General features: G+C 71.4%; 10 protein-coding genes. 7 read left to right on the top strand and 3 right to left on the bottom strand.

Features of this window, described 5'->3' with window-relative positions; all coding sequences use genetic code 11:
* Window positions 1-24: 24 nt before the first annotated feature.
* Window positions 25-1,203 carry a GAF domain-containing sensor histidine kinase gene (locus tag Ssi02_RS18935; RefSeq protein WP_204027192.1) on the top strand — a complete coding sequence of 393 codons (1,179 nt, stop codon included), beginning with the start codon at window positions 25-27 and terminating at the stop codon, window positions 1,201-1,203.
* Window positions 1,204-1,495: 292 nt separating this feature from the next.
* On the top strand, window positions 1,496-2,212 hold the full coding sequence (locus Ssi02_RS18930; protein WP_275410708.1) for a response regulator: 717 nt from the start codon (window positions 1,496-1,498) through the stop codon (window positions 2,210-2,212).
* Window positions 2,213-2,230: 18 nt separating this feature from the next.
* Here the strand turns inward: Ssi02_RS18930 and Ssi02_RS18925 are convergent, their stop codons facing one another.
* Complete coding sequence (locus Ssi02_RS18925) at window positions 2,231-2,923, bottom strand: DUF11 domain-containing protein (RefSeq protein WP_204027190.1); 693 nt, start codon at window positions 2,921-2,923, stop codon at window positions 2,231-2,233.
* Window positions 2,924-3,113: 190 nt separating this feature from the next.
* Between Ssi02_RS18925 and Ssi02_RS18920 the strand changes: the two genes are divergently transcribed.
* Together Ssi02_RS18920 and Ssi02_RS18915 are read left to right on the top strand one after the other, a co-directional pair.
* Window positions 3,114-5,534: a WD40 repeat domain-containing serine/threonine protein kinase gene (locus tag Ssi02_RS18920; protein WP_204027187.1), complete on the top strand. Its 2,421-nt coding sequence runs from the start codon at window positions 3,114-3,116 to the stop codon at window positions 5,532-5,534.
* A 90-nt stretch (window positions 5,535-5,624) separates the two neighbouring features.
* Window positions 5,625-8,909: a serine/threonine-protein kinase gene (locus Ssi02_RS18915; RefSeq protein ID WP_204027186.1), complete on the top strand. Its 3,285-nt coding sequence runs from the start codon at window positions 5,625-5,627 to the stop codon at window positions 8,907-8,909.
* Window positions 8,910-9,441: 532 nt separating this feature from the next.
* Here the strand turns inward: Ssi02_RS18915 and Ssi02_RS18910 are convergent.
* Window positions 9,442-10,167 carry an Rv1486c family protein gene (locus tag Ssi02_RS18910; protein WP_204027183.1) on the bottom strand — a complete coding sequence of 242 codons (726 nt, stop codon included), beginning with the start codon at window positions 10,165-10,167 and terminating at the stop codon, window positions 9,442-9,444.
* Between the two features lie 78 nt (window positions 10,168-10,245).
* Between Ssi02_RS18910 and Ssi02_RS18905 the strand changes: the two genes are divergently transcribed.
* Both Ssi02_RS18905 and Ssi02_RS18900 read left to right on the top strand, forming a co-directional pair.
* Window positions 10,246-11,043 carry an ABC transporter ATP-binding protein gene (locus Ssi02_RS18905; RefSeq protein ID WP_204027181.1) on the top strand — a complete coding sequence of 266 codons (798 nt, stop codon included), beginning with the start codon at window positions 10,246-10,248 and terminating at the stop codon, window positions 11,041-11,043.
* Window positions 11,044-11,096: 53 nt separating this feature from the next.
* Window positions 11,097-11,852 (top strand): sulfite exporter TauE/SafE family protein, encoded by a 756-nt coding sequence (locus tag Ssi02_RS18900; protein ID WP_204027179.1) that lies wholly within the window; start codon window positions 11,097-11,099, stop codon window positions 11,850-11,852.
* Window positions 11,853-11,856: 4 nt separating this feature from the next.
* Here Ssi02_RS18900 and Ssi02_RS18895 read toward each other — a convergent pair whose 3' ends face one another.
* Complete coding sequence (locus tag Ssi02_RS18895; RefSeq protein WP_275410707.1) at window positions 11,857-12,003, bottom strand: DUF1330 domain-containing protein; 147 nt, start codon at window positions 12,001-12,003, stop codon at window positions 11,857-11,859.
* Between the two features lie 10 nt (window positions 12,004-12,013).
* Between Ssi02_RS18895 and Ssi02_RS18890 the strand changes: the two genes are divergently transcribed.
* Window positions 12,014-12,649, top strand: coding sequence for a TetR/AcrR family transcriptional regulator (locus tag Ssi02_RS18890; RefSeq protein WP_204027243.1), 636 nt, complete (start codon window positions 12,014-12,016; stop codon window positions 12,647-12,649).
* Window positions 12,650-12,674 lie beyond the last annotated feature (25 nt).

Below are 12,674 nucleotides of genomic sequence, written 5' to 3'. Positions count from 1 at the left end.
GTGGCGGCGTCTATCGTGAGGGGTATGACGGCGGAGGGGGCTGGGGCCGACGAGGACCCAAGGGCGGTGCTGCACGCGGTGAGTGCCGCCGTGCTCGCCGTCACCCGGCACTTGTCGATGCGCGAGGTGCTTCAGGTCATCGTGCGCTCGGCCGGGCAGTTGCTCAACGCGCGTTATGCCGCGCTCGGGGTGCCCGACGAGAGCGGGTCCTTCGCCGAGTTCGTCGCCGAGGGCATCAGCGACCGGCAGTGGGAGGCGATCGGCCCGCTGCCCCGCCAGCACGGCATGCTGGCCGCGATGTTGCGCGACACGCGCCCGACGCGGGTGAGCGACATCCGGCAAGATCCTCGTTTCGAGGGCTGGCCCGACGCGCATCCCGTGCTCAAAGACTTCCTCGGTGTGCCGATCCTCGACGGCGACCAGGTGCTCGGCATCATCTTCCTCGCCAACAAGCGGCAGGCGCAGGGCGGCTTCAGCGAGGCCGACGAGGAGCTCCTCACGCTCTTCGCCGGGCACGCCGCCATCGCGCTGATCAACGCCCGGCTCTACGAGCGGTCGCGAGAGCTGACGCTCGTCGAGGAGCGCAAACGCATGGCGCGCGAGCTGCACGACGCGGTCACCCAGAAGCTGTTCTCACTCCGGCTCACCGCCCAGTCGGCCGCCGCGCTCCTCCACAGCGACACCGGGCGTGCCCTCACCGAGCTCGACCGGGTGCAGCGCCTCGCCGGCGAGGCCCTGGCCGAGCTGCGCGCCGTGATCGTCGAGCTCCGCCCGGCCGAGCTCGCCCGCCACGGCCTGGTCGAGACCCTGCGCAAACACGTGGGCCTGCTCGACGTGCTGCACCCCATCTGCCTCGTCTTCGAGTCCGAGGCGACCTGCGAGATCGAGCCCGAGGTGGAGATCGCGGTGCTCCGCGTCGCCCAGGAGGCCCTGCACAACGCCCTCCGCCACTCCGGCGCCGGCACCGTCGAGGTCACCCTCACCACGGGCGACGCCGGGCTCGTCCTCCAGGTCCGCGACGACGGCAAAGGCTTCGACCCCGCGATCGGCGCCACCTGCGGGCTCGGCCTCGCCTCCATGGCCGACCGCGCCGAGGCTGTCGGCGGCCGCCTGCGCGTCACGTCCGCACCGGGCAAAGGCACCGCGGTGCACTTCGTCCACCCCAACGACCACCTCACCGGACTCCCCACCACCCTCACGTGAGCCCCCCGGCCCCCGCGGCTCACCCCGGTGTCCGCGTGTGAGGAGAACCTCGGCTCGCGTGCTCTCACCCCGGTGTCCGCGCGTGAGCGGGTGGTGTGCCAGGCGGGTGAACGAATTGGGGGGCCGGTCGGACGGCCGCATGAGCCCCTGTAGTCGGCTACGGGGAAGGACGGCGGGGGGAGATTTGTTGAAGTCGCCTGGTGGCCTGGCGGGCAGGTTCGGGTGTGTGAGGGGGACGGTCTCCGGCCCGGGCGGGATGGGAAGGGGCGACGTCGATGGAGGGCACATGCCGGTGATCCGGGTGTTGATCGCGGACGATCACCCGATTGTGCGGGAGGGGCTGCGGACCTTCCTGGACCTCCAGGATGACATCGAAGTCGTCGGTGAGGCGGCGAACGGAGCCGAGGCCGTCGCGCTGGTGGAGTCACTCGCGCCCGATGTGCTGCTCCTGGATCTCAAGATGCCCGTGCTCGACGGTCTCGGGGCTCTGTCGGCCCTCGCGGCGGCCGGTGGGAGTCCGGCCCCGGACAGGTCTCAGGGCCCGGAGGCGCCCGGGTGCGGCGGTGGCACGCGGGTGCTCGTGCTGACGTCGGTGAGTGATCGGGGGGACGTGGTGCCCGCCATGCGTGCGGGGGCCGCGGGGTTCCTTTACAAGGATGTCGATCCTCCGGCGCTCGTCCACGCGATCCGGGCCGTCCACGGGGGCCAGGTGCTGCTGGCCCCTGAGGCCGCCTCCGCGGTGTTGACGAGTCCGCCGCCGGGTGGGCCGGGTGGTGGCGCGGTGGAGGCCGCTCGCCGGGGGGAGGAGTGGCCGGTCGCCCCGCTCACCGACCGTGAGCGCGAGGTGCTTGCCTTGATCGCGCTCGGCCGTTCCAATCGTGAGATCGCCCGTGAGCTGACCGTCGCCGAGAAGACGGTCAAGACCCACGTGTCCAATGTGCTGATGAAACTCGGCGTGCAGGACCGCACCCAGGCCGCGCTCTACGCGGTGCGTTACGGTCTGGCCTGACCCCCGGCCGGGGGCCGGTCAGGTGTCTTTCTTCTCGTTCCGCTCGGGCGTGCCGCTCTTGATCGGCGGCGGGTTCCACTTGGGCTTCGGCGGCTGCGGCGGCGGGGGCGGCGGCGCGGGGGGCCGCTTCTTGCCGGGCCGGCGCGGGGGCGGCGGGGTGATGATCGTGCTCTTGGCCGTCTTCAGGTAGTAGTGGCCCTTGAGGTTGAGGTCCTTGATCTCCTCCTTGCTCAGGGTGTGGGCGCCCTGGGGCACGTCGAAGGCCACGACGCCGAGCTTGGCGACGGCGGTGCCCTTGGTGCCCTTCTTCATGGTGACGCGGAAGTTAAGCCACTCGCTCTGCCCCTTGGCGAGGACATTGGGGGTGAAGCACCAGAACAAGCGCCCTTCCCAGGTGCACGTCGTGCCTTTGGCGGCCTCCCAGTAGAGGGTCGGCACGACACCGTTCGGCACGTACCCGCCGATCCAGAAGTAGTCGGCGGTGTGGGGACCCAGATTCGTGGCGCGAATGGCGTATGTCAGCTTTCCGCCGCGTTTGGTGGCTTTTGTCCATCTCAGGTCGACTTTGAACTTGGAAAAGGGTGCTTTAGCGCTCGATGTAGCACCTACCGCCCTGGTAGGTGAGGCCGCGAAGGCTGCGACAGGCATCGTGGCGACGGCAAGTGGGGCTATCAGCCCAATGCCGATGAGAGTGCCGAACTGTCGGCGCATGAGGGGCTCCACGCGATGTAGAGGTCAGAGTCCCACGATTATCCGATGTTGACTGAGCGCTAGCCACTTATGACTAATAAATGTGAAGAGAGTTGATCTTTGAGGATATGCGATCCTTGCGTATCTTTGTTCGCAGCAGAGCGGCGGGGGCGGACGTATTCACGCTCTGGAGTAGGGGGAAGGGACATACGTGCCGGAGAGAATGCCGCTCAGGCCCGGCGACCCTCAGACGCTCGGTGCCCACCGGATCACCGGACGGCTGGGCGAAGGCGCACAGGGCGTCGTCTACGCGGCTGAAACGCCAGACGGCTCGCCTGTCGCCATCAAACTGCTCAACACCAGGCTCGACGAGCCCGGCATCGACGTCGAACGTTTCCTGCGCGAGGTGGCCGCCGCCCGCAGAGTCGCCCAGTTCTGCACCGCCCAGGTGCTCGGCGCCTACATGGACGGCGAACGCCCCTACATCGTGAGCGAACTCGTCGAAGGCGTGTCCCTGCAACGTGTGGTGCAGCTTGAGGGCCCGCGGTCCGGCGGCGCGCTCTATCGGCTCGCGGTGGGCACGGTGACCGCCCTCGCGGCCATCCACCGCGCCGGCATCGTGCACCGGGACTTCAAACCCAGCAACGTGCTGATCGGGCCCGACGGACCAAGAGTGATCGACTTCGGCATCGCGCGTGCGCTCGACTCGGCGGCGACGCTGACCGGCGGTGTGCTCGGCACACCGGCGTACATGTCGCCCGAGCAGGTGGCGGGGCAGCGGGTGGGGCCGCCCAGCGACATGTTCAGCTGGGCGATCACGATGGTCTTCGCGGCCTCCGGCCGCCCGGCGTTCGGCCAGGACAGCCTGCCCGCGGTGATCTACCGGGTGATCAACGAGGAGCCCGATGTCTCCAGCCTCCCCGGCCGGCTCCGCCCCATCGTGCAGTCGTGTCTCGGCAAACGCCCCGAGGACCGCCCCACCGCCGCCGAGGCGCTCTTCCAGCTCCTCGCCGAACACGACGAGCTTCCCATCCCCGTCGTCACCCCGCAGGAAGACGACGGGGATCTGGAGCGTTCGCTGACCGTCGGATCGCAGATGGCGGCCGACCCGCGTGCTCTCTCCTCCGGTGAACAAGGCGAACAACCCGCGCCCGCGGACAGGCCCGCCCCGGCCGCCTCGCCCTGGGTGAGCCCGTCCGGCGGCCCGGCCCTTCCCCCGCCTCCGGCCGCCCCCGCCGAGCCGCCGAAGCGATTCGCCCCGCCCTACCCGATGAGCCCCCCGCAACCTCCCGCCCACACCCGCACCTACAGGGCCACACCCCCGGGCACCGCACAGGAAGGGCCGGACGCGCTCTTCAAGGCCGACCCCGAGGAACGCGGCCCGGCGCGCCGCCGCCGGGCGCTCGCTGTGGGCGGGGCGCTCAGCGCGGCTCTCGTGCTGGCGGCAGCCGTACTGTTCGTCGTGCCGGGGGCTTTCCGGGAGGAGCCCACGAGCAGCACCAGCATCGCCGAGTCGACGGCGTCGGCCAGGCCGTCGGCTCCGCCGTACTCGCCGCCGGTGCCCGCGGTCTCTCCGGTCACCCCGGTCACCCCGGTCACCCCGGTTACCCCGGTCCCCACCCCCACCGGCGGCCCGGACGTGCGGGCCGTCGTGCCGGTGCCGGCCGCGGTCCCCGAGATCAGCGGTCAGCGCGGCAAGTCGATGCGCGGCCACAAGAAGCCCGTGCAGTCGGTGGCGAAGATCGAGATCGGCAAGAGACAGGCCCTGGTGTCGGCCGGGCAGGACGGCACGTTGCGCCTGTGGGACGCCGGCAAGCGCAAGAAGACGAGCACCATGCGCGGCCACCGGGGCGAGGTCTACGCGGTGGCCACCGCCGTGGTCAAGGGCAAGCCGGTGGCGGTGACCGGGGGATACGACCATTCGGTCCGGCTCTGGGACCTCAAGAAGCGCAAGGGCGTCCGCCTCGGCTCGCACCCGATCGCGGTGTTCGCGGTGGCGATCGGCAAGGTCAAGGGCAAGTGGCTCGCGGTCTCAGGCGACGGCGACGGCATGCTGCGCGTGTGGAACCTCCGCACCCGCCGCCTGGTCTGGACCGTCCAGGCACACCGCCGGGACGTGAACTGGCTCGCCTTCGCCCGCGTCGGCAAACGCGACATCGTGATCTCCGCGAGTGAGGACAAGACCCTGCGAATGTGGGATCTTGCCAAACGCAAGAAGTACGGCAAAGCCTACGGAGGCCACAAGCGTGCGGTCTTCTCGGTGGCCGTCGGGAAGGTCGACGGCACCACGGTCGTCGCCTCGGGCGGCAAGGACCGGAAGATCCGCCTGTGGAACCCCAAGAGCCGCAAGAACCTAGGGAAGCCGCTCAGTGGTCACAAGGGCAACGTCTACTCGCTGGCCTTCGGCGAGCTCCTCGGACGATCGTTCCTCGTGTCCGGCGGCACCGACGGCACCGTGCGCGTCTGGGACCCCGCCAAGCGCAAGCAGGTCGGCAAGGCCAGGAAGGCGCACAAGGGCGGTGTCTACTCCGTGTCGGTGATCACGGTCGACGGGCGCACTCTCGTCCTTTCGGCGGGGAAGGACAGAAAGATCAAACTCTGGGATCTGAAGAGCGCGGCTCCGGCATCCTAAGCCTGGGCGGCATAAGCCCGTCTTGCGGCGTATTGTGTGGACCCAAATTCAAGCCTGATGTTTCTCATGGTCTGTGCCGAGGAGGCGCTCATGCCGCCCGTTCGCCCGATACGGACGGGTGACCCCGACGTTCTCGGGGGCTACCGAGTCACCGGCCGTCTTGGCTCCGGTCGCCAGGGTACGGTTTTCACCGCCCAGGCGGCCGACGGGGCCAAGGTGGCGGTCAAACTGCTGCACGCCCGGTTCCGGCTGGCAGACGAGGGGCGCGACCGGTTCCTTGCCGAGATGACCCCGTTGCGCGATGTCGCCTATCCCCAGGTCGCCAATGTGATCGACGTGGGCCTGGAAGACGGCCTGCCGTACATCGTCACCGACCTGGTCGACGGCTCCCCGCTCGCCGGCGCCGTGCTCGGCCGTGACCGGCGAGTCCTCGCCGCGGGCACCGCCAGAGCCCTCACCGCCCTCCACGCCGACGGGCGCGTGCACCGCGCCTTCGCGCCCGGCGAGGTACTGATGACCGACGACGGCCCCTGCCTGACGGGCGTGGGGCTGGCGGGCGCGCTGGAGTCGGCGGCCACGATGTTCAGCGCGGTCGTGGGCACACCCGCCTACATGTCGCCCGAGCAGATCGCGGGGGAGACCCCCGGCCCCGAGGCCGACGTGTTCGCGTGGGCGGCGGTGATCGTCTTCGCGACCACGGGCCGCCCGCCGTTCGGCGACGGATCCGTCGAACAGGTCATGGATCGCATCCTCACCGGCGAACCCGACCTGCCCCCTGGCATACCTCCCATCATCGCCAAATGTCTCGACAAGACCCCTGAGGAACGCCCGGCCATCGGGACGGTCCTCTCCGCCCTCGAAGGCGCCGGGGCCACACGAGCCGCCACCAAGAGCCCCGCCCGCGCCTCCACTCGCAACCCCGGCCGCACCATGGGCTCGTATTCGGTCGACGACCTGGCCAAGGGCCCTGAGGACGGCTCGGGTGCCGGCGGCGGAGCAGGGGCAGGGGCGGCCTCCGCCACGGGCTCGGCGACACGTGACGCGAAGCCGGTGAGCGCCGCTGCAACCGTCGGCGTGTCTGGGGGCGTCGGTGGCGAGACCACCGGTATCTCGGCGGATTCGACAGCCGGCAGGGCGAATGTCGAATCCGTCACGACGGGTTCCGATCGCGCCGCGGTGACGGCTTCCGCAGGATCCACGGCGAAGGCATCCTCGGTGGCCTCCGGCGGCTCGGAGCCGGTTTCCAAGCTCTCCGGAGGCTCCTCCAAGGGCGGCTCGTCCAGTGGGGGCGGGCCGGCGAAGAAGTCCTCGAGTAGCGGCTCCGCGGGTGCCGCCGGGGCGTCCGGCGGACCGGGCGGTACGGCGGAAGCCTCGGAAGGAGCGTCCGGTCGCTCCGGGAGCGCGAAGAGCGGTGCGGCCTCCGGCGGCGCCGGGGCGAAGACGCCCAAGGCTCGCGATGACTCCGGCAAGAGCGGCTCCGGTGCGGGCGGGTCGTCCGCCGGGCGTGGGGCCGCGTCCTCCGGTGAGGACAAGGCGTCCGGTGGGCCTGAAGCGGCCTCCTCGGAGGCGGGCAGGTCCTCCGCGAAGCGCGGACCGGCGAAGAAGTCCCCGGGTGCCGCCGGGTCGCCGGGCGGGCGTAAATCCTCCTCAGCGGGCTCCGGGGGGCCGGGCCGGTCCAAGGGGCCTAAGGCAGGCCGTGGGGCCGGACGGGGCATCCAGGCGGCCGGGACGCGTGCTCTCTCGGGCGAGGTCGGGCTGGCCGCACGCGCGGGGAAGTCCGCGGGCGGCCCGGACGAGGACGGCGCCTCTTCAGCCGGGGAGCACGGGTCCGCGGCGGCCCAGGGCCGTAGCCGGCGCAGGCGGCGGGTGGGTCTGCTGGCGGGGGTCGTGGCGGTGGCGGCCGTGGTCGCGGTGCCCGCGTGGTTGACCCTCGACCGCACGGCTCCCACACGGGCCGTGGCCTCGGCGCCGCCGATGTCCCCCGCCGCGCCCCCGGCCTCCCCGCCGGTGAGCGTCGCACCCGCTGTCCAGGCGACCGAGTCACCCGGCGGTGTCGTGACCAGCGGTCCGTCGCCCAGTGCACCGGTGACGGACCTGCCCGGAGTGGTGGCAGGCGGCCCGCCCGGTCCGTCGGCGGCCATCCCTCCGTCGCCCGGCGTGCCGGCCACCGTGGCGCCCGGCGGAGTGGTGAACGGTCCCCCCTCGCCGAGTGCGCCGTCGACCCTCGTTCCCGGCGGCACGGTGACTCAGGGGCCCACTCCCGGCGGGGTCGTGAACCACGGGCCGTCGCCCCACGCGTCGGTCTCCGCCCCCGTCGCGGCCATGCCGGGAGCTTCGCCGGTTCCCAGTGGCGTGCCCGTGCCCGGCGTATCGGCGCAGCCGTCCTCCTCTCACGTGGCCGCGTCGCCCACGGGCATGGAATGGCTCGGTTACGGGCACCGTGTGGCGGCCAAGTCGGGCGTGCGGGTCGTCTCGGCGATGAGCGGCAAGGATCGTGTCGTGTCCGGCGGGAAGAACGGCAAGCTCAAGCAGTGGAACATCCGGACGGGACGCATGGTGTGGGAGTCCAAGGCGCGGCACCGGGGGCCGGTGTCCGTGGTGGTCACCGCCAAGCGCGGCAAGGTGCCGGTCGCGGTGAGCGGCGGCGGCGACGGCGCGGTGCGGGTCTTCCGCCTGTCGGACGGCAAGTCCTTGGACAAGTTCACCCCCGTCAAGGGAAAGAACGGCATCACCGCGTTGACCGTGGTCAAGCGCAAGGGCCGTACGGTGGTCGCCACAGCGGGACGCTCCGGGATGATCCGCTTCAACGACCTCAAGACCGGCAAGGCGGTCGGCAAGCCGCTGCGCGGGCACAAGGGCAAGGTCAACTGGTTGACGTCGGGTGAGGTGAAAAAGAAGAAGCAGGTCCTGCTCTCCGGCGGCCGGGACGAAACCGTGCGCCTCTGGGACATCGCCAAGGGCAAGCGCTACGGCAAGGTCTACTCGGCGCACACCCGGGCGGTGGAGACGCTGGCCCTGACCAAGCTGGACAAGCGTGCCGTCGTTCTCTCGGCCGGGGCGGAGCGGGGCATCCGCGTCTGGGACGCCCGCACACGCAAGGCCGCACGCAAGTCCCTCGCGGGACCGACGGACACCGTGCAGGCGCTTACGACGATCAAGGTCGGCGGCCGGACGACGGTGGTGGCGGGTAGCGGCGACGGCGTGATCAGGGTCTGGGATCTCACGACCGGCAGGCTGCGCGGGAAGATCGAGAGGGCTCACAAGGGCGATGTGACGTCGATCGTGCCCTTGGTGGGAGGCGACGGCAGGTTGTCGATCGTCTCCTCGGGCGCCGATTCGAAGATGCGAATCTGGCGCTTCGGCACGACCCCCTGACCCCGACCCCCCTCCCCGATGCCGTGCGGGAAACTCCGCGCGGCATCGGGCCCCGCCCTCCGGCCGGGACCCTGCTCCGACTCTGCTCTAGCTAGGGCTCTGCTCTAGGCCGGGCTCTGCCCTGGCCGAGGGCCTGCTCCCGGCCAGGGGCCCCGCCAGCTTTCAGCCAGGGCCGCGCGCGCGGCAGCCACACGCCCGTCCAGGCGGGTCAGCAGGCTCGGCGCGAACTGGCCGGGGGCCTGCTCTAGGCCGGGGGTCGGGCCTGCTTTCGGCCGGGGCCGCGCGCGCGGCAGCCACACGCCCGTCCAGGCGGGTCAGGCAGGCCCGGCGCGAACCGGCCGGGAGCACTGTGACACGCCGGGGTCCCGCAGAGGCCCCCGCCTGACCTCAAAGCACCGCCGCCCGCCGCTCCGGCGGCAATGCTGCGGCACCACGCCATCCGTGCTTCCGCCGTACGGCAAAGCCCGCCGAAACAGCCGGATGCCGGGTTCCACGGACGCCTCCCAGAGCCTGGGCTGAGGCCTTCCAGGGCTTAGCGGTGCGGGCGGCTGGGTTCGAAGATCGCGTGGTGGGCGGCCACGCGGGCTCGCCGTACGGCGCGGTCCAGCTCGCGCAGGGCGTTGTCGCCGGTGGCGATCTGCCCCACGGTCAGGCCGCGTTCCTCGGCCAGGTGCAGCATCACCGTCAGCCGCGCGGCCAGGACTGCGACGCGGTGGGCACGGGCCGGGTAGCCGGGTGCGAGGGGTTGCGCGGCGCGGGCCAGTGCGGCGTCAGGCACGGGCGGGCGGGGCCCGTCGACCGAGGCCAGGGCTTCGGTCGCGGCGTGCATGGCCGCCGACAACGCCTGCTCGGCCTCGGCGATCGAGGGGATGTCGGGTGTGGTGGCCCTGACCTGGAGGGCGGTCCAGCGCACACCGGAGTATGACGAGCCGCGCAGATCGGGCGCGGGCACGAGGCCGACGCTCTGTTCGGGTAGTACGGCGATGACCGCCTGGCCGGCGTCGATGGCCAGCGTGTTGAACGCCGGCGGTCCGGTGAGGCCGAGCGGGTCGCCGGGCGCCGGCAGCGCCAGCCGGAGCGCGTGCATGCCGGCGACCCTCAGGTCGGCGAGGAAGCCCCGGAGGGGGACGTCGCCGACGACGCAGGGCCCACCTTCCCGTTCGACGTGGTCAACGGCCTCGTCGAGGCCGACGTGGCCGGTGAGCCAGGCGTTGCCCCAGCAGACCAACCCGGCCGAGATAGGTGATTCAGGGTGCACCAGTCCACGATAAGCGCTTGGCCTGCAATACGGTTTGCTTGCGGGACTGCGAGCATCACCACGCAAGGAGGTTCCAGGATGGGCGGCCAGGTGCTACACCTGCGGGACGTCGCACTGCGCAGGGACGGCGCCGTGCTCTTGCGCGGCATCGACTGGACCGTCCGAGAGGACGAGAGATGGGTCGTGATCGGCCCCAACGGAGCGGGCAAGACCACGTTGCTCCAGCTCGCGGCCACACTGCTGTTCCCCAGCGAGGGCGTGGTGGAGGTGCTCGGCGAGCGCATGGGACAGGCGGACGTCTTCGATCTGCGTCCCCGCATCGGCGTGGCCAGCTCGGTGCTGGCGGACCGGGTGCCGCCGGAGGAGAAGGTCATCGACGTGGTGCTGACCGCGTCCTATGCCATTTTCGGCCGGTGGACCGAGGAATACGACTCGCACGACGTCACCCGGGCCGTCGAGCTGATCGACCAGATGGGGTGCGCGCATCTCATCCGGCGGCAGTTCGGCACGTTGTCCGAGGGTGAGCGCAAGCGGGTGCAGATCGCGCGGGCGCTCATGCCCGACCCCGAGCTGCTGCTGCTCGACGAGCCGGCGGCGGGCCTCGACCTCGGCGGCAGGGAGGACCTCGTGCGCCGCCTGTCGGCGCTCGCGCTCGACCCGAGGTCGCCCACGATGGTCATGGTCACCCATCACGTGGAGGAGGTGCCGAAGGGCTTCACCCACGGCATGCTGCTGCGCCACGGTTCGGCCGTGGCGCAGGGGCAGATCGAGCACGTGATGACAGCGGACAACCTGAGCCGCACGTTCGGCATCCCGCTCGGTCTCGACCAGGGCATGGACGGCCGGTGGTATGCCCGACCCCACCCCCACGGGTGATCTTGTACGGCTACCGCCCTACGATCGGGCGTTAGCCGTAGCAAGGGGGAGCGTTGACACCGTGGGAGGCCGTCGCCGTCTTCGCCGCCGGTATCGCCGCCGGAGGCATCAACACGATCGTCGGGTCAGGGTCGCTGATCACCTTTCCGACGCTGCTCGCGGTGGGCCTGCCCCCTGTCGTGGCCAACGTGTCCAACACGATCGGCCTGGTGCCGGGTTCGCTGACCGGGGCGCTCGGCTACCGCGAGGAGCTCAAGGGGCAGCGCGAGCGCCTGGTCCGGCTCGGCGCGGCCTCGCTGGCCGGGGCGCTGATCGGCGGCGCGCTGCTGCTGGTGCTGCCGCAGAGCGTCTTCGGGGTCGTCGTGCCGGTCCTGATCGCGCTGGCGTGTGTGCTGGTCGTGTTCCAGCCCCGGATCAACGTCTGGCTGGCCCGCCGGCGTGAGCACGCCCACCCCCACGGCGGGCCGTGGTTGTGGGCGGGCGTGCTGGGCGCGGGCGTCTACGGCGGCTACTTCGGCGCCGCGCAGGGTGTGGTGCTGCTCGGGCTGCTCGGGGTGTTCCTCGACGAGGACTTGCAGCGGGTCAACGCGGCCAAGAACGTGCTCGCGCTGATCGTCAACGCGGCTGCCGCCGTACTCTTCATCGCGGTCGCGAAGGTCGACTGGCTCGCCGTGCTGATGGTGGCCCTTGGCGCGATCATCGGCGGTTATCTCGGTGCCAGGGTGGGGCGCAGGCTCCCCGCACCCGTCCTGCGCGGCTTCATCGTGGTGGTCGGCATCACGGCGATCGTGAAGTTGCTCACGGACTAGGGCGCTAGGCCGGGAGGGTGAAGCCTTCGGGCGGTGTGCCCTCGACGAACAGCATCCCCACTCGGACCCCGCCCTCTCGCAGCTCCCGGGCGTGCCGGTATTCGGGGGAGTCGTACCACTCGCGGATCCGCTCCATGTCGGGAAATTCCAGGACGCGTCAGATGGCCGAAGGAGGGCCCGGGGCGATCTCACTGCGCGGCGTCGCCCGCGAGATGGGGATGACCGCTCGCGCGTTCTACAGCTACTTCCCCACCCGGGACGACCTGATCACAGCGCTGATCGGGGAAATCGCCGCCTCGCTCTCAGAGGCGACGGAGAGCGCGACCAATGCCGTGCCCGCCGGCGACTCCGGCGGCAGACTGCTGGCGTGGGGCCAGGCGCTGAGGGAGTGGGCGCTGGCCCACCCGGAGAGCTTCCGGCTGTTCTACGGCCACCCCGTCCCCGGCTACCAGCCGCCTGAGGACGGGCCGGTGGACCAGGCCGCACGCCGTGTCTGCCGCGAGCTGACCCGCCTGGTGGCGGTCGCGTGGCCGCACGCGCGCCACAGCCAGCCCGAGGACACCTCCTGGTCCGACCTCAACCCCGACTACGTCGCGAAGATCCGGGCCGACCTGCCGGACGTGCCGCCGGCCGCCGCGGCGCTCGCCCTGCGCGTCTGGGGCAGGATGCACGGCCTGGTGGCCCTGGAGATCGACGGCCACATCCAGCCCGTCGCGGTCAACCCGGCGGCACTGCACCGCGCCGAGATGCTCGACCTGGTCAGGTCACTGGGCCTGGACCAGCCCCCGGAGGAATGAGGGGGAGCGGGCGATGCATGCGGGC

This window comes from Sinosporangium siamense (assembly GCF_016863435.1).
Lineage (GTDB): Bacteria > Actinomycetota > Actinomycetes > Streptosporangiales > Streptosporangiaceae > Sinosporangium > Sinosporangium siamense.
This window is presented reverse-complemented; position numbering and strand designations above follow the sequence as displayed.